This is a genomic window from Spirillospora sp. NPDC000708, assembly GCF_040299565.1.
In the GTDB taxonomy this organism is placed as follows: domain Bacteria; phylum Actinomycetota; class Actinomycetes; order Streptosporangiales; family Streptosporangiaceae; genus Spirillospora.
Window position 1 is genome coordinate 97,843 of record NZ_JBEPCJ010000001.1, and the last position, 20,414, is coordinate 118,256.

A 20,414-nucleotide genomic window follows, 5' to 3' on the forward strand; every position below is an offset into this window, starting at 1 on the left:
CTGGCTTCCCGGGGCCGCCCCCCCCGCGGAGCCGCCGCGGGGGGGGGGCCCCCCGCGGGACCGCCCGGGGGGGGGGCCGGGCGGGGGCGAGGTCACTGCGGCCGGCTCTGCCGCTCCGGGTCGCACATCTTCCAGGTCCCGCCCTCTTTGCGCAGGTAGAGCGTTGCGGGCTGCTGCGAGGGGCGCGTCAGCCGCACCCGGGCCACGTCACCGGAGATCTTGATGTCGGACGTCTTCACCGGCCGTTCGTAACGGGAGCCGAGGCCGTGATCGGTCGTGGAGGCCCCGGACTCGACCGCGCTCTGCTCCTCCTCGGCGCACATCAGGCCGAGCGCCGTGGCCGAGTCCTCCCGGTCGACCGCGTGCGCGAAGTCCGTCACCGCGCCGCTGACCCGCCTCTCGTCCCGGTGCGTCCACCAGTGGACCCCGTAGACGGCGGCTCCGGCGAACACCGCCAGCGCGGTGAGCGCTCCGGCGAGCAGGACGAACCGACGGCGCCTCCGGCCGTGCGGGGGCGGGAGCGGCGGGCCCGGGTACTGGATCTGTTCGTACATCCCGGATCAGCTCCTCTGGCTCTTGAGCAGCGCGTCGATGAGTTCCTGGAGTTCGGATTCGGCCTTCTGCCGGAGCTGGGCCTGCTGCTGCCGCCACGCGGGCGAGGTGCCGGAGGTGAGCGCCGCGCTTCCCGAGCCCTTGGAGAGGTTCGCCGAGCCGGAGAGCCATTGGCCGTTGGCGGGCGAGTTCGCGACGATGTACATGTTGCCGGGAGTCAGTTTCAGGAAGTCGCGCATGGAGACGAGCCGCCGCAGCGGGACGATGTGGTCCATGTGCGTGCTGTTGACCACCCGCCCGCTCGAAGGCGGGTACGCGGGGTCCGGCGTCCCCGTCTTCGGCGCCTGCACTCCTTGCAGGTAGGCGGTCTTGGGGAACGCCGGGCGCGTCTGGTCGAGCGCCTTGTACACGCTGTAGACGGACGGCGGGAGCTTGGCGGGCCGCCGATCGACCCGCTTGGTCATCCCGGCCTTTCCCTGCCCGTACTTGAGATAGTCGTAGGTCTTGGCGTTCCAGCGCGTGGCGGCCTGCTTCTCCGCGTCGGTCACCTTCTTGAGCGCCGTCCCGATCTTGGTGACGTCGTCCGCCGACGGGCTCATGATGGTCGACTTCGGATACCTGGCCTGCATCTGGTCGAGACTCCGCTCGCAGGCCATGAGCCGCGAGAGCGCGCGGTTCTGTTCGCTCCTCAAGGTGGCCGCCTCGGAGTCGTAGGCGGCGGCCGCCGCGCTGTAGGGGCCGGTGTGGGGACGGGCGTTGTGCTCTCGGATGCGCGCCTGGATCGCCTGGAGTTCGGCGACCGGGCCGGCGCACAGTTCCTGGTAGGCGGGGTCGGCCAGCGCCTGCGACGACCCCGCGGCCGTCAGGAGGGCGGCCAGGGGCAGGGTGGCCAGGAGTCCGGCGATCCGCAGTGGAGTCCGCATCATGCTTCCTCGTCCTGTGGGGCAACCATACTCATATAGACGCCAGTGTCTGTATGAAGGTTCGACCCCTCCGATGAACATCCGGTGACGCAGCCGCCCGAAGCACTCCGGCCCGCCGCGGGACACAGCCGTACGTCTTGCTGCTGCGGGTGAGAGGTGGCGGGGTGGGGTGCGGTGAGTTTTCGGTGGGTCGGCGGTCTGAGTTTGCGAGTGATCGGGTGGTGGACGCTGAGGGGTGACGAGCTCATGCAGCGCCCCGTCCCGGCGTGGAAGAAGTGCTTGGAGGCATCGGATGCGGAAGTTGATTCTGGGCTTTTACGTCTCGCTCGACGGAAAGAGCGCTGACGGGGACAACGGGATCCGGGACGTCATGATGAGCATCGACGACCCCGAGCAGGAGGAGTACTTCGTCCGCCGGCTGTGGGAGGCCGGGGCCTTCCTCATGGGCCGCAACACCTACGAGATCATGGCCGGGTACTGGCCGGGCTCCGACCACCCGTCCGCCCGGGCCATGAACGAGATCCCCAAGGTCGTGTTCTCCCGCACGCTGGAATCGGCCGACGACTGGCCCGAGACCCGGATCGCCGGCGGTGACACGGCCGAGGAGATCGCCAAGCTCAAGGCCGAGCCCGGCAAGGACCTCGTCGCCGCCGGCGGCACCCGGTTCATGCATTCCCTGATCAAGCTCGGCGTCGTCGACGAATACCGGCTGTGGGTGCTGCCCGCCGCCACCGGCAGGGGCGCGCCGCTGTTCCCCGAGCTGGATCAGCCCGTGAACCTGCGCTTGGTGAAGAGCACGGCCTTCCCGTCCGGGATCCTCGAACTGGTGTACGTGCCGGCCGACGCGTAGCGGGCGGTTCGGCGCGGTCAGAGGTTGTGGCGGAGGAGGAGGTCGTCGGGGAAGGGGGCGAGGTAGGTCTGCTCGGCGATGTAGGCGAGATGTTCGCCTTTGGCGTGGTGACGCAGCAGGGCGATGGGGACGCTCAGTGGCGCCTGCCCTCTCCGGTAGGAGTCGATGGCGGTGAGGATGTCGTGGCGGCGCGCGGGGTCGAGGTCGCCGGTGATGAAGCCGAGGATGTGATGGAGCGCGTTGGTGTGGCGGCCGCGTCCGGCGCGGATGGCGAGGGTGGCGGTGAACGCGTGGCGGTAGTCGCGTTCCAGCTCGTCCTGGGGCCGCTCGCCCGCGCGGGCGACGATGCGTCCGGTCTCGCGGTAGCCGTCGGGGGCGTGCGCGAGCAGCTGGAACTTGTGCCGGCTGTGGAAGGCGACCAGGTCGCGCGGGCGCCAGTCGCCGGCGAAGAGCTCCCGCAGCCGAGCCTGAGCGAAGACCTGCTCGATGAAATGCTCGCGCAATACGGGATCGTTGAGCCGGCCGTCCTCCTCGGTGGGCAGGTCGGGGTAGGCGTCCAGGAGCAGCGCGGCGAACACGCCGCGGCCCTTCCGGTCGACCGGCTGCCCGTCGGTGCGCTCGTCCGGCCCCCCGGCGGCGTACCGGGGCAGGTTGGACAGGCCGCAGCTGGGAGAACGGGACTTCAGGATGTATCCGTCGATGCCGCCCAGGTCGGGGAGGCGGCGCTCGGCGAGGGCGGTCATGGCCGCGGTGTGGTCGGACGCGCCGTCCTTGGTGACGATGTGCCCATCGGTGCGCAGCCGCATCGCGGGCCGGGGCGCCGCGAGCCCGATCTCCATCTCCGGGCAGACCGGCACCCAGTCGACGTGCCGCGACAGCATGCCGGTGAGGAACCGGTTCCGGCTGTGGCCGCCGTTGTAGCGGACGGGCGCGCCGAGCAGGCAACTGGACACCGCCAGCCGCGGCCGGGGGTGCCCGGTCGGTGTGGTCACGCAAAGTGAGATGCCCGCGATGCGCTGGGACAACCGCCTGGCGCCGCACCCATCGGGCCGGGCGGTCACCAGCACCGTTCATCCGGGCCGCCCCGGGGAAGCACGCTCGTATGAACCGGGAACGGCGGCAAGGGCCTTCGGCGGCCACGCGATGGAAGACCTACGGCGCCACGACCGCGGCGGTGACGGCGGCCGCCGTGCTCGGTGCCACGGCGGTCGACACCGGTGACGGCTGGTACCGGTCGTTGTCCAAGCCGCCGTGGCAGCCGCCGTCGTGGGCGTTCGGCGCGGTGTGGACGCCGCTGTACGCGTCGATCGCCTGGGCCGCCGGACGCGCCCTGCTCAGGGCGCGCGGGCCCGAACGCCGGGCCCTGGCCGCCAGCGTCGGGACGAACCTGGCCCTGAACACCGCCTGGAACCACCTGTTCTTCGGGCTCCGCAGTCCGAAGGCGGGCGTGGCCGGGACGGTCCTGCTGGACGTCAGCAACGCCGAACTGCTTCGGCGCGCTGCGCGCGTCGACACCGCGGCGGCCATCGCGCTGGTGCCGTACGCGGCCTGGTGCGGTTTCGCCACCGCCCTGAACGCCGACATAGCCGTCCGCAACCGGCGAAGCGCGGCCACGGGCTGACGCGGCGGCCGAATCTTTGCCGCGCTTTCACGCCGGGACGCCGACCTGTCGCGGGCGCGGAGCCGAGGATTGCGGTGATGAGCACATCGATCATGCTGTTCACCCGTGATCTCCGGGTGCGCGACAATCCGGCGCTGGCGGCCGCGTGCCGGGCGGAGCGGGTCGTCCCGCTCTTCGTCTTCGACGACGCGCTGCTCGGCGGGCCGTTCGCCGCGCCCAACCGCGTCCGGTTCCTCCTCGACAGCCTTGCCGACCTGCGCGCATCACTCCGGGAGGCGGGGGGCGACCTGGTGGTGCGGCGCGGTGACCCGGTCACGGAGGTCGCCCGGCTGGCGGAACGGACGGAGGCGGCGGCGCTGTTCCTGGCCGACGAGCGGTCCGCCTACGGGGCGCGGCGTCTCGACGGGCTCCGCGGCCTCGGGCTCGAGGTGTCGGCGCATCCGGGCATCACCGTGGTCCCGCCCGGGGACCTCACCCCCGCGAGCGGCGACCACTACCGGGTGTTCACCCCGTACTGGAGGGCGTGGGACGCCGCCCGCCGCAGGCCGGTCGCGAAGACGCCGCGGAAGATCGCGCTGCCGCCCGGGCTCCGGCCCGGGGCGCTCCCGGACATGGCCGACCTGGTGCCCGGCACGCCGTCCCCTGACCTGGCGGACGGCGGGGAGCGGGCCGGCCGCCGCCGGATGGAGACCTGGCTGCGCGAGGCCGCCGCCGACTACGACCGCGTCCACGACGACCTCGCCGCCGACCGCACGTCCCGGCTCAGCCCGTACCTGAAGTTCGGCTGCGTCTCGCCGCTGGAGGCGGCGAAGGCGGGCCCGGAGGGGTTCCGGCGCCAGCTCGCCTGGCGCGACTTCCACCACCAGGTCGCCGCCGCCTTCCCCGCGCTCCCCCGGGCCGACTACCGGCCCCGCGGGCGCCGCTGGAACCGGGACGAGGACGCCCTGGCCGCCTGGTGCGAGGGCATGACCGGCATCCCGATCGTCGACGCGGGGATGCGGCAGCTGCACGCCGAGGGGTTCATGCACAACCGCGCCCGGCTGATCACCGCGTCGTTCCTGACCCGGAACCTCGACATCGACTGGCGGCATGGGCTGCGCCATTTCAACGACTGGCTGCTGGACGGCGACGTCGCCGACAACGCCGGGAACTGGCAGTGGGTGGCGGGGACCGGCAACAACACCCGCCCCAGCCAGGTCATGAAGCCGCTGCGCCAGGCGTCCCGTTTCGACCGCGGCGGCGACTACGTCCGCAGGTACGTGCCCGAGCTCGCCGAGATCGAGGGGTCGCGCGTCCACCGCCCCTGGTCCCTGCCCGCCGACCGCCGGCACGCGCTCGGCTATCCGCCGCCGATCGTCGACCCTGAATGACCCGCCCTCAAGCGCACGGTCGTCGTCCCATTGCCGGCGCGTTACCGTGCCCGGCCGGTTTCCGGAGGCGGGCGGCCGCTTGTCGGCAGGACGAACGGAAAGATCCTCGGGCGGGGCAGCCGATGGACGCCCGCGCCGATCGCCGGCCCGGGGCCGAGCGCGCATGTCCGCCCGATGCACGGATGTGGAGTTGACGGTGCGGCCTAAGAATCGGCGGCGAAAGGGCACGCGGCGAGGACCGGACGGGTTCGCCGCCGCCGGAGCCGGTTTCCTGGCGTCGATGGTGGCCGCGCAGGTGACGTCCGGGGTCGGTGCGGAGCCGGTGCGGTGGATCAACCCGGTGGTGGGCGCGCTCGCGGCAGCGGCCGGTTGTTTCGCCGCTTCGCGACGGGGCGCCGTGCGGGCGGCCGGCGCGGTGGCGACCGCGATGGCGTTGGGGCACACCGTGGAACGGATCGGCGTGCGGACGGGGCTGCCGTTCGGGCGGTACACCTACACACCGGTGCTGCGGCCCCAGGTGGGCGGTGTCCCCGTGGCGGTCGCGGTGGCGTGGTCCGGGATGGGGCTGGCGGCGCACGCGGTCGCGGCCGTTCTGGTCCCGGACCGGCGGCCGGTGCGCCGGATCGCGGTCGGAGCGCTGGCGCTGACCGCATGGGACGCGTTCCTGGATCCGCAGATGCTCCGGCACGACCTGTGGAGATGGGCGCGCCGCGGAACCTACCGGGGGGTGCCGGCGAGCAACTTCGCCGGCTGGCTGGGCGTGTCCGCGCTGCTCATGGCCGCGACCGAGGCGTGGGTCGGCGGGCCGGACGCCTCGGAGGGGCTCGTGGCGTCGGAGGGGCTCGTGGCGACGTACGGGCTCATGGCCGCGATGGAGACGCTGGCGTTCGCGGTGGTGTTCGAGCCGGCCGATCCGGTCGTGGCGGTGACGGGCGGGGCGGCGATGGGCGCGTTCGCCGTGCCCGCCGCGGTGCTGGCCGTGCGACGCCGGGGCACCGGAACGGACACGGCAAGGCCCTGATCCGGCGGAACGCGTTCGCGTTCCTGCCCAGACGGGCACCGCTCACTTCGAGCGCTTTCGCTTGCGCAGCGCCGAGCCCTTGTGGACGGCCTTCTTACCGCTCTTCTCGCTCCGCACGGCGTACTGCGGCTCTTCGGGCGAGGCCGCGACGGTGCGGCCGGCCTCCTCACGACGGTCGGTGATCTTCTCCTCCACCCGGCCCTCGGCCGTGGAGCCGTGGCTGCGCCAGGTGACCTCGTCGCCGACGGCCGGGTCCTTCTTCTTGTCCCCCATGTGCGTCGCGGTACCCGCCCCCGGCCGGGCTAGGCATGGGCGGCGGCAACGCCGGGAGCGGGTCCGGGAGCGGCCGCCATCGGAACGGTGCACGGCGGGCAAAATCCACTTCAGGCGCGCTTGTGCAGGTCAGAGGAGGGTACGGGCGGACGACCAAGGAGGGGACATGGTCGGCGCACTGCACATGACGGGCATCGGGCGCGGCTTCGTGTCCACGGTGCGCCGTGGCGGGCGCTGATGGCGGAGAGCGGTCCGGTCGTCGTCATCGGGGCGGGTCTGGGCGGGCTGTCGGCGGCGATCCATCTCGCCGCGGGCGGCCGCGAGGTCGTGGTGGTCGAGGCTCGGGACGAACCGGGCGGATGCTGCGGAACGGCGCACGCGGGCCGCTACCGGTTCGACACCGGTCCTTCGGTGCTGACCATGCCGCAGGTCCTGGCGGAAACGTTCGGCGCGGCGGGCGAGGACATGGAGAACCTGCTTCCGCTCCGGCGCCTGGACCCGTTCTACCGGCTGTCCTTCCACGACGGCTCACGGCTGGACGTGGTGGCGGGCGCGCGGCGGATGGCCGACAACGTCCGCGCCCTGTGCGGGCCGGACGAGGCGGCCCGCTACCTGCGGTACCGGCGGCGGCTCGCGGCGATGTTCGAGGCCGAATGGCCGTCGTTCATCGACGCGGACATGACCCGGCTGCGCGGCATGGCCCGTCCCGCCGCGCTGCTCAGGCTCGCGGCTGCGGGCGGGTTCCGGCGCCTGGACCGGTTCGTGGCGGCCCAGCTGACCGACGAGCGGCTCATCAGGGCGCACACGTTCCAGGCCCTGTACGTCGGGCTTCCTCCCGGCAAGGCGCTGGCCGTCTACGCGGTCGTCGCGCACATGGACACCATCGGCGGGGTGTACTTCCCGACGGCAGGCGGCATGCACGCGGTCCCGCAGGCCCTGGCCGCCGTGGCCGAGAAGGCGGGCGCCGTGCTCAGGTACGGCGTGCGCGCCGAGCGGGTGGAGACGGACGCGTCCGGGGTGGCGGCGGTACGGCTGGAGGGCGGCGAGCGCCTCACCGCCGGAGCGGTCGTGGTCGCGTGCGACCTGGCGCGGGCGCACCGGGGGCTGCTGCCGGACGCGGCGGGCGACTGGCGGCTGCGCCGTCCGCGGTACTCGCCGTCCTGCCTGGTGATGCACTTCGGACTCGGCCACCGGGCGCCCGGCCGCGCGCACCACACGCTGCACTTCGGCCGGGAGTGGGCCGGAACCTTCTCCGCCCTGACCGCCGGGCGGCCGCAGCCCGACCCGAGCCTGCTGGTCACCTGCCCCGAGGGGGACGCCGCCACGGCACCGCCCGGCCACTGCACGTTGAGCGTCCTGGAACCCGCCCCGAACACCGCGAGCGGAGCCGACTGGGACCGTCTCGCGCCGCGGCTGGAGCAGCGCCTGCTCGCCCGCCTGTCCGACCTGGGGTACGGCGACCTGTCGGCGGCCCCGAGACGGACGTTCGACCCGCGGGACTGGTCCCGCCTGGGCCATTCGGCGGGCACGCCCTTCGCGCTCGACCACCGGTTTTCGCAGACGGCCTGGTTCCGGCCCGCCGGCCGCAGCCGCCGCGTCCCCGGCCTGCATTTCGCCGGGATGTACACCGCGCCCGGTGTGGGCGTCCCACCGGCTCTGATCTCCGGACGGCTCGCCGCCGCCCGCATCCTGGAAGGCCGCCGATGACGCTGACCGCGAGCTACGAGCACTGCCGCCGTCTCAACGCCCGGCACGGCCGCTCGTTCTACCTGGCCACGATGCTGCTGCCGGCGTGGAAGCGCAGGCATGTGCACGCGTTGTACGGGTTCACCCGCCATGTGGACGACATCGTCGACGCGTGCGGCGGGACGGGCGCGGACACCGGCGACCGGGCGCGCGCGCTCGACGAAGTGACCCGGCGGCTGAGCGCGAGCCTGGCGGGCGAGACGGTCGAGGACCCGGTGCTACCCGCCTTCGTGCACACCGTCCGTTCCTTCGGCATCGAGCGCACCGATCTCGACGCCTTCCTGCGGTCCATGCGCTCCGACCTGACCGTCACCCGGTACGGCACCTACGACGACCTGCTGGTCTACATGGAGGGCTCGGGCGCCGCGATCGGGCTGATGATGCTTCCCGTCCTGGAGACGGTGCCCGGTGCCGGGCGGCGGGCCCGCGAGGCCGCCCGCGAGCTGGGACGGGCGTTCCAGCTGACGAACTTCCTGCGGGACGTCGCCGAGGACCTGGCCCGGGGCCGCGTCTATCTGCCGCAGGAGGACCTCGCCAAGTTCGGCGTCACCGAGGACGACCTCCAACGCGGCGCCCCGGCACGGGCGCTGCGCGACCTGGTCGCCTTCGAGTCGGACCGCGCCCGGGACCATTACCGCCGCGCCCTCGACGGCGTGGAACTGCTGGCGCCGTCCTCCCGTCCCTGCATCCGCGCCGCGTACGAGCTGTACGGCGGCATCCTGGACGAGATCGCCGCGGCCGGGCACGACGTGCTGACCGCGCGGGCGCGGGTGCCGCGCCGCCGCCGGGCCGCGATCTTCGCGCGGCACATGCTGGCCGCCTCCGCCGCCGGCCGCGCCGAACGGCGGCGGCCTCTCGAGGCGGCCTGAGATGGGCGGGACGGCGCGTCCGGTGGTGCTGGACGCGATGAGCGGCGACCACGGGCCGTCCGAGACGGTGCCGGGGGCGCTGGCGGCGCGCCGCGAGCACGGCGTTCCGGTCGTTCTCGTCGGACGGGCCGACGACCTGCACCGCGAGCTGCGGCGGCACGGCGGCGCCGGCGAAGTGGAGGTCGAGCACGCCGGGGAGGTCGTGCCGATGGCCGAGCGCGGCGCGCGGGCCGCCGCCCAGCGGGATTCGAGTCTCGCGGTCGGGTGCGCGCTCGCCCGCCGGCGGGGTGCCGCATTCGTCTCGGCCGGGTCCACCGGAGCCGTGGTGACGTGCGCCGTCCGTGCGTTCGGACGGCGGGAGGGCGTGCTGCGCCCGGCGCTGGCCGTGGCGCTGCCGACGCCGACCGGTTCCACCGTGCTGGTCGACGCCGGCGGGACCGCGGACCCGACTCCGAAGATGCTCGCGCAGTTCGCCCTGCTCGGCGCCTCGTACGCGCGCAGTGTCCTCGGCGTGCCCGACCCGTTGGTGGGCCTGCTGTCGATCGGTGCCGAGCCGGGGAAGGGCAACCGGCTCGCCCGGGAGGCCGCCGCGCTGCTGCCGGGCTTGCCCCTCCGCTTCCACGGCAACGTGGAAGGGCACGATGTGTTGGCGGGAACGGTCGACGTGGTCGTGACGGACGGCTTCACCGGCAACGTCGTGCTGAAGAACATCGAGGGCTGCGTCCGGACGACCCTGGGAATGGTCGCCGGAGCCGGTATCGCCCCGCCCGCCCGGCTGGCGGAAGTCGCGCGCCTCTACACCGCGGACACGCACGGTGGCGCCGCCCTGCTGGGGCTGGCCGGCACGGTCGTGGTGGGCCACGGCTCTTCGCGATCCACCGCCGTGGCCCGCGCCTGCGTGGTCGCGTCCGAACTGGCCGCCTCCGAACCGCCAGCGTCCGAACCGCCAGCGGAGGGCAGGCCCGTGCCCGTCGACGGCCGCGCTTCCATGGGACCGGTCGCGTGACGCGCTCACTCCGTACGGCGAGCACGCAGCGGGTCATGCCCGTCCCAGGTGCCCCGGCTCGCGTAGGGGGTGAAACGGGCGAACAGCTCCTCGGCGTACCAGCCTTCGCTGCGCACCCGCCCGATGACGGCGCGGTGCGCCTCCGCGCCGTAGGCGAACCGCGCGATGGCGGCGTCGCCGTCCCACAGCGAGAAGGTCGCCTGCCGGGCCAGCGGCCACTCCCCCACCCCGATCGACGCCAGGCAGCCGTCCTCCCGGCGCAGCCGCCGGTCCACGTCCGGAATCGACCGGTAGAACGCCACCAGCCGGCTGGGACGGATCGACGCCCTGGTCAGCACGGCCACCGGCCCGTCCCCGGGCTTCCTGACGGGCGCCGCGAAGGCATCCGCCGCGAACGGATCGCGCCCGCCCCAGCGGCCGCGGGAACCGAGTGGCGCGAGCCGCACATGCCAGGACTCCTCAGCCTCCTCCCCCCACCGGGCTGCCACCGGCGAGCGCGCGAGGAACTCCTCCAACGCGGGCTCCCCCTCCCACACCGCGAACAGCGCCCAGCGGCGCAGGTCCGCGCTCAGGCCCATGGACCGGCCGCGGCCCGTGCCCAGCAGCCGCCAGAACGACAGCCCGGCGGTGCGGCGCAGCAGCGGCCGATCGAACGCCATGTGCCGCATGGCGTCCACACCCGCGTACCTGATGAGGTGGAACGAGGCGATGACCCTGGTATCGGCGGCTCCCGTGCTCGGCGCGTCCATCGGCGGCTACCTGCTCGGCTCGGTGCCGGTCGCGGTGCTCGTCGGGCGCGCCCACGGCTTCGACCCGCGCGACGTCGGCGACCGCAACCCCGGCTTCTGGAACATGATGGAGCAGCTCGGCTGGAAGGCCGCCGTTCCCGTGTTCGCAGGCGACATGCTCAAGGGCACGGCCGCGGGCCTCGTCGGGCTCGCCGCGGGCGGAGGCGGGACCGGGGCGCTCGGGACGGTCGCCGGGGCGAGCGTCCTCCCCGTGTACGCGGCGGTGGCCGCCGCGATGGCCGGGCACGCCTGGCCGGCGTTCGCGGGACGGCGGGGCGGCCGCTCGATCCTCACCTTCGCGGGCGGTTTCGCGGTGATCTGCCCGCCCGCGTTCACGCTCGGGGTCGCGTTGCTGGCCGGGGTGGGCCTGGCGGCGCGCTCGTTCGCCTGGGGCACGCGCGCCGCGGTCTTCTCCCTGCCCGCGCTGCAGCTCCTCTTCGCGCCCGCCGGGCACGTCGCGGGCACCGGGGCGCTGATGTGCCTCATCGGGCTGCGCTTCGGTCAGGCCGCCGCGGCCGGGCGCCGCGCGTGACCGCCGGACGGCCGTAGCTCCGCCCCCGCCAGGTGCGCGGCGGCCGCAGCGCCGACCACGTCAGCCGCACCGCGGTCAGGACGTCGAGGAACGGCGAGACCGCCAGGCCCGGGCCCGGCCGGGCGTAGCTGCCCCGCAGCGCCGCGACCAGGAGCAGCCGCTGGGCGAGCAGGCCGAGGTCCAGCGCCGTCGGACGCCCCCTCGCCAGCCGCATCACCGGCAGGGCGAGGGTCAGCCAGACGACCGCGAGATCCGCCGCCAGCGCGCCGCTCCCCGTCACGTCCCGCAGGGAGATCGACCGTCCCCACTCGCGCCACACATCGGCGGCCGACTCGTGCATGTCGACCTCCAGCAGGGCGCCCGCGTCCCGGAAGGCGACCCGCCAGCCGTCCCGCGCGAGCAGCCGGCCGAGGGCGATGTCGTCGGTGAGGTGGCCGCGGACCCGGGCGAACCCGTCGGCCCGCAGCATCGGGGCCCTGCGGAAGGCCATGCACTGGCCGTTGAGCAGGAGCCGGCCGGGCGACGCGGCGGCCGGGCCGATGGGGCCGAGCCGGTAGACCAGCCCGGCCAGGAACGAGGCGTGCAACGCCTGCTCGGCCGCGCCGCCGCAGACGAACCTCGGCCCGGCCGACACCAGGTCGAAGGTGTCGAGCAGCGCCACCAGCTCCGCGCACAGGCCCGGCTTCGGACGCGTGTCGGCGTCCAGCAGGACCACGATCGGCCCCGCCGCGGCGCGCACGCCCTGATCCAGCGCCCACTGCTTGCCGACCCAGCCGTCCGGCGGCGGCGCCCCGGACACGACCTTCGCGCCCAGCCGCGCCGCGAGCCGCGCGGTGCCGTCGCGCGACTCGTCGTCCACGACGATCACCTCGGACACGTCGGGATCCGCGAGCAGGGGCCGGACGCAGCCCGCGAGCCGGGCCTCCTCGTCGCGTGCCGGGATCACCACGGAGACCGGCTGCGGCGGCGGGTCGGCGTGCCCGGGCACGAAGGGCGCGGGGCGGTTCCTGCCGCGCGCCAGCCGGGCGGCCACCACCGCGGCGGCCCATGCCTGGAGCGGTGTCAGCGTTCTCATCCCGCCCGCACGTCCTTCCGCACCGGAAGGTCCCGCTCGACGAGGGAGGCGACGATCCGGCCGCCCATCGCGACCAGCGGCAGCCCGCCACCCGGATGCGCCGACCCTCCCACCAGGTACAGCCCGCGCCGCGGCCCCCGGTTGCCCGGCCTGCGGAACGGCGCGAACGCGCCCTGGTAGGCGGTCCCGTAGATCGCCCCGCCCCACGCGCCGTACCGGTCGCGCAGGTCGGCGGGGGTGAACGTCTCCGCGAACCGCAGCCTTCCCGACAGGTCGTGGCCGCGGAGCGCCAGCCGTTCCAGCACCAGGTCGCGGTAGGCGTCCGGGGACATCGGCCACCGGCCCGGATCGCCGGCCGGGACGTTGACCAGCAGCACCAGGTTCTCGGCTCCGGCCGGCGCCTGGGACGGGTCGTCCACCGCCGAGCAGCCCATGTAGATCGTCGGGTCCTCCGGCGGCGTCCGCCGCTCGAAGATGTCACCGAACTCGCGCCGGTAGTCGGCCGAGAAGACGACGGAGTGGTGCGGCAGCCCCTCGGTGCGCCCCTCCACGCCGGCGAGCACCAGGAACGCCGACGAGGACGGGCCCAGCCGCCCGATCCGGCGCGACCTGCGCCGATCCGGCAGCAGCCGGCCGTACAGCGCCGCGGCGTCGGCGTTCACCACCACCGCGTCCGCGCTCGTACGCTCCCCCGACGCCAGCACCACGCCCGACACCGACGACCGGTCGGCGACCACCTCCGCCACCTCGCTGCCGGTGCGGACGTCGACGCCCGCCTCGACGAGCAGGCGGGTCAGGTCGTCGGCGAGCCGGGGCAGCCCGCCCGGCACGTACCAGCCCCCGTCCCCGTGCTCGATCGCCGGAACGCAGCCGAGCGCGGCCGGCGCCCGGTACGGGCTCGACCCGGCGTACGTCGCGTACCGGCCGACGTACTGCCGCAGCCTCGGGTCGCGGAAGAACCTGCGCGCCAGGCCGTCCAGCGTCCGGCCCGGCGCGACCGAGAAGAGGTCGCCGATCCGGGCCTGCTCGGGCCGGCGGCCCAGCGGCCCGGCGAAGAACGTCCGCCGCGACGCCTCCAGGCAGCCCGCCGCCCAGCGGTAGAAGGCGCGCCACGCGTCCCCCTCGCCGGGGGCCAGCCGCTCGACCTGCGCCGCCATCCGTTCCGGGTCACGGTAGGCGCGCAGTTCGGACCCGTCGGCGAAGCGGTAGCGGCACAGCTCGTCCAGCTCCACCAGCTCGCGTGCGACGCCCAGCTCGCGGAAGATCTCCGGGAGGGTCAGCAGCGACGGCCCCAGCGAGAAGACGAAACCGTCCCGCTCGCGCTCGGCGAGCTTCCCGCCGAGCCGGTCCAGCCGCTCGTACACCCTGACGCGGTGGCCGCTCCGCGCCAGCAGCAGCGCGGCGACCATCCCGCCGACACCGCCGCCGACGACGATCACCTCGGCCATCGACGCCTCCCCGCCAGGACGGCGAACGTCCCCGTCGCCACCCCGCCGAAGACCGCCACCCCGCCGAAGGCCGCAACCCGGCCGGTCGGCTCGTGCACCACCGCGAACGCCGGAGTCTCCCCCACCCTCATCCCCCCGTGGATCGCGGCGCTTCCCGGACACGGCCGTGCCCGTCCGGCCGGCGATCACCACGATCATTCCCACGACGAGCGGAAGCACCACCGGCACACCCGTCCATATAGTTGATTTACTAAATCAACTATGTGTAGGGTGCGGCCATGCCACCACGCGAAGAGGGAGTCACGCGCCTGACCGAGGCCCTGTTCGCGGTCTTGGAGAACATGCGGCGCGCGCGCAGGGCGATCCCCGACGCCGCGGCGCTCGCCGTCCTCCAGGTCATCGGCGCGGCCCAGCGGGACGATGCCTCCGGGGGCGTCCGCCCTTCGCAGATCGCCGACCGGCTCGAGGTGCACCGCTCGGCCGTCACCCACCAGCTGCGGACGCTGACCCGGGCCGGGTACATCACCGCGGGCCCCGATCCCGCCGACCGGCGGGCGTCGATCCTGACCCTCACCGATGCCGGGCGCGAGACGGTCGACCGGCTCACCCGGCAGGGCAAGGCCCGTTTCGCGTCCTTCGTCGCGGACTGGACCGACGAGGAGGTCACGGAACTGGCCCGCCTGCTGGAGAAGTTCCGCGCCTCCGCGCAGGCCGTCAACGAGAAAGAGCCCCCTCCCAGCGCCCCCGGCTGGAGAAGCCCCTAAGGAACACCGTTGAAGCGTCTCGCCACCCTCCTCCCCCTGCTGCTCGACCTGGTGGTCCCGACCGCCGGCTACTTCCTGCTGCACGCCCTGGGCATGGACGACGTCTGGGCGCTCACCGTCGCCGGCTCGGCGGCCGGCGTCACCACGGCCGTCAACAGCGTCCGCAGGCGCCGCGTCGACCTGCTGGGCGCCCTGGTCTGCGCGGAGCTGGTCCTCTCGGTCGGGCTCGCCCTGGCCACCGACAGCCCGCGCCTCGTCCTCGCCCGCGCCGCGCTCTACCTCGCCATCGGTGGAGGGGCGCTGCTGGCCTCCAGCGCGGCCGGGCGCCCGATCACCTACCCCGCGGCCGAGCCGATGGCCACCAAGGGCGACCCCGTGCGCGCCCGCGCGTACGCGGCGGCCTGGGACCGCTCGGCCGAGTTCCGCCGCATCCACGTCCGACTCAGCTCGATCGTGGGGATCGGGATGCTGGCGTACGCCGCCCTGCGCCTGGTCATCATCTTCACCGCCTCCTCGGTCGCCGACGCGGTCTGGGCCCAGGAGGTGCCCGGGATCGTCCTGCTCGCCGGAGCGCTGGGCCTGATCCGCCTCCAGGTGCCCAAGCTGAGGCGGATCGTCGACGCCGAAGAGGCCGCCCTGGCCTCCGGCGACCTGGCCCCGGACGCGGTCGGCACCGATGACCGGGCGCGTCTCACCAGGAACGCGGACAGCCGATGATCAGGCCGCGCGGGCCGGTGCACGGTGACCTCCGTGAATGATCTCCGCGTTCCGTCCGTGAATCAGTTCTCCGGGGCGACCAGGCAGACGCTCATCGCCCGGTCGATCCCGGCCATGGGGCTTGAGCCTGCGCCCGGGGTCTCAGGAGTCGTCCGCGCCCGCGAAGCGCACGGTGGCCAGTTCGCGCAGGCCGGAGACGGTCAGCACGGGCTCCAGGAGCGGCGGGGCGATCAGTTCGAGAAGCCCGGCGCGGGCGAACAGGACGCTCAGCCCGGCGCTGTCGAGGTACTCGACGGCCGTGATGTCCAGGACGAGGCGGCCTCCGTCGCGGCGCGCGGCGTCCAGGGCGTCGGCGAGGGCGTCGCTGTTGCTCATGTCGATCTCGCCGGAGGCCGTCACGAGCGGGGTCCCGTCCGGCCGGTGGACGGTCGTGAGCGTGAGAGGTGTGGTCATGAGCCAATCCGGGTGTGCATCTTGACGGTGGTGCCGCTGGGCCCGGGCGTGATCGTGAGCCGCTGCGTCAGCGCGCGCATGAGAGTGGTGCCGCGTCCCCGGTCGCGGCCCGTCCCCGGGCGCGGCGGCTTCCAGCGGCCGGTGTCGGTGACGGTGAGGTGGAGCTGGTCGACGAGCGCCTCGGCCCGCAACCGGATCGTGGGCACGTCGGCGCCGGCGCCGGGGCGGCCGTGCTCGACGGCGTTCGCGCAGGCCTCTCCGGCGGCGACCAGGAAGCCCTGGGCGGTGCGGCGCGGTATCCGGCACTGGGCGAGCCAGCCGCGCAGCGCGTCCCGGATGGGCGCGAGCTGCGAGGACTCGGCGGGGAAGGTCACGTCCAGCGGGGCCGGATGCCGGTACAGCATCAGCGCGACGTCGTCGTCGTAGCCGTCCGGCGGGGCGAGTCTCGCCATGATCCGGGAGGCGAGATCGTCGATCCCGTGCTCGCGGAAGTCCTGGACGGCCCGGCCCGCCCGTTCGATGCCCTCGGTCAGGGACCTGCGGCGCCGTTCCACGAGCCCGTCGGTGTACAGCAGGACGGTCGCCCGCGCGGGGATGGTCGTCTCGGCGTCGGACCGGGCGCCGCCCAGGGAGACGGCGATCGGGACGGACCTGCCGCCCTCCAGCAGCCGGGTCGTGCCGTCGGGCAGCGCGAGGATGGCGGGCGGGTGCCCCGCGCTGGAGTAGGTGAGGGCGCCGGTCGCGGGATCGAGGACGCCGCAGAAGACGGTGGAGCAGTGGGCGCCGGGGACGTCTCCGGCGAACCGGTCGAGGGCCGTGAGGGTCCGCGCGGGGCTGGCGTCCTGCAGCAGCAGGGCACGGCAGGCGCTGCGCAGCTGGCCCATGACGGTGGCCGCCTCCAGTCCCCGGCCGACGCAGTCGCCCACGATGATGCCGATGCGGCCGTCGGGAAGGGCGAAGGTGTCGTACCAGTCGCCGCCGACCTCGAGCGGCTGCGCGGCGGGCTCGTAGCGGACGGCGAACCCGGCGGGCAGTTCGGACGGGCCGAGGATGGCGCGCTGCAGGGCGAGGGCGGTCTCGCGCTGCTGGTCGATCTGGTGGGCGCGCGACAGCCCCTGCGCGAGATGCGCCGCCAGGAGGGTCAGCAGCAGCCGGTCCTGGTCGGTGAAGGGGCGCCCTTCGCCCAGTTCGAGCCAGATGACGAGGGTGCCGCGGGGATGTTCGAGGGTGATGGCGGTGGGGTGCTCGGCGACGGGCGTGAGCGTCGGGTGCTCCCGCAGCGCGAGCAGCTCGGCGCGGCGCTCCTCGGGCAGCGCCTCCCAGGTCAGCTCCGCGTCGGTGGACATCAGTTCGGGGGCGCCGCCGGTGACGAGGACGGCCAGCGCCCGGTCGGCGCGCCACTGGTCCCGCAGCTCCTCCAGCGCGCCGGCCAGCGCGTCGGGCAGGCTCACGGCCTCGGCGAGGCGCATGCCGAGGGCCACCTGGGCGCTCTCGCGCTGGATGGCGTACTGGTCGGCCGTGACGTCCCGGAAGGTGCCCACGATCACGCGCCGCCCGGTCTCGGGATCGCGGACGTAGGTGAACGCGGCGCTGACCCAGACCCGGTGCCCGTCGCGGTGGGTGACCGGGACGGTGCAGCCGCCCCGCTCCCCTTCGAGCAGGTCGGCGAAGGCGTCCGCGACGAGCCGGTGCGCCTCGGGATCGGTGCTCTCGTCCGGCCACCAGGGCTGCAGCGGCGGATAGGGCAGCCCCGCGGCGCCGTAGCCGAGGAGGTCGGTGAACGCGGCGTTGATCTCGATGACGGCGCCGTCCTCGTCGCAGACGAAGAACGCCTCCTGCAGCGAGTCGACCAGCGCCGTGCGCCAGCGGACGTGGTGGTCGCGCAGCCGCGCCAGCTCCACGCTGGCCCGCACCCGGGCCAGCAGTTCGGCGGCGGTGAACGGCTTGACCAGGTAGTCGTCGGCGCCCGCCCGCAGCCCGTCGATCGACGCCTCCTGCCCGGCGCGGGCCGACAGCAGCAGGACCGGCACCGACGCGGTGCGCCGGTCGCCGCGCAGGGCCGCGACGAGCCCCAGCCCGTCGAGGCGGGGCATCATCACATCGCTGACCACCATGTCGAAGGCGCCCTCGCGGGCCGCCTCCAGGGCGGCGCGGCCGTCGGCGACCGCGCTGACCTGGTAGCCGGCGCCGCGCAGCAGCCGGGTGAGGTAGTCCCGCATGTCGGCGTTGTCGTCGGCGACGAGCACCCTCGCCGGCGTCCCGGGCGCGGCGGCGGAGGAAGGGTCCGGGCCGGTGCCCGCCGTGCCGGCCGGGACGCCGTCCCCGTCGCCGTCCGGCTCGGCGGGAAGCCACCGCAGCGCCTCCTGGACGTACGGGTCGGCGGTTCCCGACACCGCGTTGGGACGGCCGGGCGGCGCGACGGCGTCGGCGGGCAGGTGGGCGGTTCCGAAGGGCAGCCGGATGGTGAAGGCGGTGCCCTCGCCCTCACGGCCGGCGGCGGTGATGGTGCCGCCGTGCAGGCCGACGAGCTCCTTGACGAGGGCCAGGCCGATCCCGCTGCCCTCGTTGGAGCGGGAGCGGGCGTTCTCGGCGCGGTGGAACCGCTCGAACAGGCGCGGCATCTCCTCCGCCGGCACGCCGACGCCGGTGTCGGCCACCGTCACCTCGGCCTTCCCGTCCACCGCGCGCACCCCGACCCGGATCGACCCCTCGAAGGTGAACTTCAGCGCGTTGCTGAGCAGGTTCAAGATCACCTTCTCCCACATGTCGCGGTCGACGTGGACCGGCCCGGGAAGCGGCTCGCACTCCACGGCGAAGTCCAGGCCGGCCCGGTCGACGGCGGACCGGAAGACGCTGGCCAGCTCGGTGGTGACCGCGGGCAGGTCGACCGGCTCGTAGCGCGCCTGCATCCGGCCGGCCTCGATGCGGGAGAAGTCCAGCAGGGTGTTGACGAGCCTGCCCAGGCGGAGCCCGTTGCGGTGGACGGCGTCCAGCTCCTGCAGCACCCGCTCGTCGGCGCCTTCCAGCCGGGCGCGCAACTCCTGCACGGGTCCCATGATCAGGGTCAGCGGGGTGCGGAACTCATGGCTGATGTTGGAGAAGAAGGCGGTCTTCGCGCGATCGAGTTCGGCCAGCTCCTCGGCGCGCCGCCGCTGCGCCTGGTAGCTGCGGGCGCCGGCGATCCCCGCCGCGACGTGCCCCGCCGCCAGCTCCACGAAGCCGCGGTACGCCTCGTCCAGCGGCCGGTACGGGTTCAGCCCGGCCACGAGGAATCCGTAGGGCGCGTCCCCCTGCCGCAGCAGCGGAACCGCCAGCGCCCGGATGGGCGGCCGGGTCCAGTCGCCGGACGGCAGCGCCCCGAGACCGTGGTCGTCGAGCCGCACCAGCACCGGTCGTCCCCGGGCCGGCACCGCGGCGGGCCAGACCGCGTCCCGCTCGTCGAGCGGGATCTCGGCGGGGGCCGCCGGATGCCCCTCGTCGATGCCGGCCGTCCCCGCGAGCCGTGCCGTCCCGTCGCCGAGCAGGTAGGTCAGCGTGAAGGGGAGGTCCTTGCGGTTGAGGCCCAGCTGCCGGTGCGCAAAGGCGAGCGTCTCCTCCTCGGTGCGGACCACGCTTGGATCCGATCCCAGGTTCCGCAGGGTCGTCATCCGGCGCTCGCCGATGACGCGCTCGGTCTCCTCGTTCACCACGCACAGCATCCCGACCACACGCCCCGTGTCGTCGCGCAGGGGGCTGTAGGAAAAGGTGTGGTAGGTCTCCTCGGGGTATCCCGACCGTTCCAGGAAGAGCAGCAGCGCCTCGTCCCAGGTGGCCCCTCCCGTGCTGAGCACGCTGTCGATGCGGGGGCCGATGTCGTCCCAGATCTCCGCCCACACCTCGCGGGCCGGGCGCCCCAGCGCCCACGGGTACTTGCGTCCGAGCGTGTCGCGCCGGTAGGCGGAGTTGCAGAAGAACGTGAGCTCCGGCCCCCAGGCCATCCACATCGAGAACCGGGACGACAGCAGGATGTCGATCGCCGTCCGCAGGCTCTGCGGCCAGCCGTCCGGCGGCCCGAGCGGGGTCGCCGCCCAGTCGACCGCGGCGAGGTCCCGGCCGAGCTCGCCGTCCGCCGAGAACACGCCGGAGCCGCGCGCCGACCGCGCCTCGCGCCCGGAGTCCTCGGGTCCCGCGCCCCCGGAAAGCGTCACCGCGTCCTCTCCCGCTCGAATGAACCGCCGCGGTTCCCCCGCTTGCCCGAGGCGCGGCGCCCCGTGCGCCTCGCGCCGTCCATCACGGTCGCAGCCCCAGTGATAAGTACCCCAAAAATAGGGTAAAGCGGTGTCGTTTACCGAACTAACGCGAGGTCGATCCGGATCGCGGTGGGCGAGTCGGCGGAACCCGGCCGCTCTCCCCTGCCCGCTCCGGAC

General features: G+C 74.2%; 20 protein-coding genes. 10 read left to right on the top strand and 10 right to left on the bottom strand.

Annotation, left to right across the window (positions count from 1 at the left end; translation table 11 throughout):
* Positions 1–92 precede the first annotated feature (92 nt).
* Both ABT299_RS00465 and ABT299_RS00470 read right to left on the bottom strand, forming a co-directional pair.
* Positions 93–554 (bottom strand): Rv0361 family membrane protein, encoded by a 462-nt coding sequence (locus tag ABT299_RS00465; protein ID WP_500190982.1) that lies wholly within the window; start codon positions 552–554, stop codon positions 93–95.
* A 6-nt stretch (positions 555–560) separates the two neighbouring features.
* Positions 561–1,478 carry a hypothetical protein gene (locus tag ABT299_RS00470; RefSeq protein ID WP_500249260.1) on the bottom strand — a complete coding sequence of 306 codons (918 nt, stop codon included), beginning with the start codon at positions 1,476–1,478 and terminating at the stop codon, positions 561–563.
* Between the two features lie 289 nt (positions 1,479–1,767).
* Here ABT299_RS00470 and ABT299_RS00475 point away from each other — a divergent pair, with 289 nt between their 5' ends.
* Positions 1,768–2,325, top strand: coding sequence for a dihydrofolate reductase family protein (locus ABT299_RS00475; RefSeq protein WP_387020344.1), 558 nt, complete (start codon positions 1,768–1,770; stop codon positions 2,323–2,325).
* 17 nt (positions 2,326–2,342) lie between these two features.
* Here the strand turns inward: ABT299_RS00475 and ABT299_RS00480 are convergent, their stop codons facing one another.
* Positions 2,343–3,317: a YbgA family protein gene (locus tag ABT299_RS00480; RefSeq protein ID WP_387020341.1), complete on the bottom strand. Its 975-nt coding sequence runs from the start codon at positions 3,315–3,317 to the stop codon at positions 2,343–2,345.
* 110 nt (positions 3,318–3,427) lie between these two features.
* Here ABT299_RS00480 and ABT299_RS00485 point away from each other — a divergent pair, with 110 nt between their 5' ends.
* From ABT299_RS00485 to ABT299_RS00495, 3 genes are all read left to right on the top strand, one after another.
* Positions 3,428–3,946, top strand: a complete 519-nt coding sequence (locus ABT299_RS00485) for a TspO/MBR family protein (RefSeq protein ID WP_500249261.1) — start codon at positions 3,428–3,430, stop codon at positions 3,944–3,946.
* A 77-nt stretch (positions 3,947–4,023) separates the two neighbouring features.
* Positions 4,024–5,316 (top strand): cryptochrome/photolyase family protein, encoded by a 1,293-nt coding sequence (locus ABT299_RS00490; protein WP_500249262.1) that lies wholly within the window; start codon positions 4,024–4,026, stop codon positions 5,314–5,316.
* Between the two features lie 196 nt (positions 5,317–5,512).
* Positions 5,513–6,337 (top strand): carotenoid biosynthesis protein, encoded by an 825-nt coding sequence (locus ABT299_RS00495; RefSeq protein WP_500249263.1) that lies wholly within the window; start codon positions 5,513–5,515, stop codon positions 6,335–6,337.
* A gap of 42 nt (positions 6,338–6,379) precedes the next feature.
* On the opposite strand, the gene ABT299_RS00500 is transcribed toward ABT299_RS00495, so the two are convergent.
* Entirely contained in the window at positions 6,380–6,610 is a 231-nt protein-coding gene (locus ABT299_RS00500; protein ID WP_433230375.1) for a hypervirulence associated TUDOR domain-containing protein, read from the bottom strand.
* A gap of 237 nt (positions 6,611–6,847) precedes the next feature.
* On the opposite strand from ABT299_RS00500, the gene ABT299_RS00505 reads away from it, so the two are divergent.
* The 3 genes from ABT299_RS00505 to ABT299_RS00515 are packed head-to-tail and all read left to right on the top strand — an operon-like array spanning position 6,848 to position 10,231.
* On the top strand, positions 6,848–8,317 hold the full coding sequence (locus ABT299_RS00505; RefSeq protein ID WP_387020326.1) for a phytoene desaturase family protein: 1,470 nt from the start codon (positions 6,848–6,850) through the stop codon (positions 8,315–8,317).
* Positions 8,314–9,225, top strand: coding sequence for a phytoene/squalene synthase family protein (locus tag ABT299_RS00510; RefSeq protein ID WP_387020323.1), 912 nt, complete (start codon positions 8,314–8,316; stop codon positions 9,223–9,225). Before ABT299_RS00505 ends, ABT299_RS00510 begins: the two co-directional genes overlap by 4 nt.
* A gap of 1 nt (position 9,226) precedes the next feature.
* Positions 9,227–10,231, top strand: a complete 1,005-nt coding sequence (locus ABT299_RS00515; protein ID WP_500249264.1) for a phosphate acyltransferase — start codon at positions 9,227–9,229, stop codon at positions 10,229–10,231.
* A 5-nt stretch (positions 10,232–10,236) separates the two neighbouring features.
* On the opposite strand, the gene ABT299_RS00520 is transcribed toward ABT299_RS00515, so the two are convergent.
* Positions 10,237–10,890, bottom strand: coding sequence for a spheroidene monooxygenase (locus tag ABT299_RS00520; protein WP_500249265.1), 654 nt, complete (start codon positions 10,888–10,890; stop codon positions 10,237–10,239).
* A gap of 7 nt (positions 10,891–10,897) precedes the next feature.
* Between ABT299_RS00520 and ABT299_RS00525 the strand changes: the two genes are divergently transcribed.
* Positions 10,898–11,551 (top strand): glycerol-3-phosphate acyltransferase, encoded by a 654-nt coding sequence (locus ABT299_RS00525; protein ID WP_387020315.1) that lies wholly within the window; start codon positions 10,898–10,900, stop codon positions 11,549–11,551.
* Here ABT299_RS00525 and ABT299_RS00530 read toward each other — a convergent pair.
* From ABT299_RS00530 to ABT299_RS00540, 3 genes are read right to left on the bottom strand one after another with little or no spacing between them, the layout of a single operon-like run.
* A complete protein-coding gene (locus ABT299_RS00530) occupies positions 11,502–12,626 on the bottom strand; it encodes a glycosyltransferase family 2 protein (protein WP_500249266.1) in 1,125 nt (374 codons plus the stop codon). The two genes, ABT299_RS00525 and ABT299_RS00530, sit on opposite strands and share 50 nt — an antisense overlap.
* Entirely contained in the window at positions 12,623–14,074 is a 1,452-nt protein-coding gene (locus ABT299_RS00535) for a phytoene desaturase family protein (RefSeq protein ID WP_500249267.1), read from the bottom strand. The genes ABT299_RS00530 and ABT299_RS00535 overlap by 4 nt, the downstream gene beginning before the upstream one ends.
* Positions 14,062–14,199, bottom strand: a complete 138-nt coding sequence (locus tag ABT299_RS00540; RefSeq protein ID WP_500249268.1) for a hypothetical protein — start codon at positions 14,197–14,199, stop codon at positions 14,062–14,064. The genes ABT299_RS00535 and ABT299_RS00540 overlap by 13 nt, the downstream gene beginning before the upstream one ends.
* 153 nt (positions 14,200–14,352) lie before the next feature.
* Here ABT299_RS00540 and ABT299_RS00545 point away from each other — a divergent pair, with 153 nt between their 5' ends.
* On the top strand, positions 14,353–14,838 hold the full coding sequence (locus ABT299_RS00545; RefSeq protein ID WP_387020310.1) for a MarR family winged helix-turn-helix transcriptional regulator: 486 nt from the start codon (positions 14,353–14,355) through the stop codon (positions 14,836–14,838).
* 9 nt (positions 14,839–14,847) lie between these two features.
* A complete protein-coding gene (locus ABT299_RS00550; protein ID WP_500249269.1) occupies positions 14,848–15,555 on the top strand; it encodes a VC0807 family protein in 708 nt (235 codons plus the stop codon).
* Between the two features lie 141 nt (positions 15,556–15,696).
* Here ABT299_RS00550 and ABT299_RS00555 read toward each other — a convergent pair whose 3' ends face one another.
* Positions 15,697–16,008 (bottom strand): STAS domain-containing protein, encoded by a 312-nt coding sequence (locus tag ABT299_RS00555; protein ID WP_500249270.1) that lies wholly within the window; start codon positions 16,006–16,008, stop codon positions 15,697–15,699.
* Positions 16,005–20,195, bottom strand: a complete 4,191-nt coding sequence (locus tag ABT299_RS00560; protein WP_500249271.1) for a SpoIIE family protein phosphatase — start codon at positions 20,193–20,195, stop codon at positions 16,005–16,007. Before ABT299_RS00560 ends, ABT299_RS00555 begins: the two co-directional genes overlap by 4 nt.
* Between the last annotated feature and the right edge of the window lie 219 nt (positions 20,196–20,414).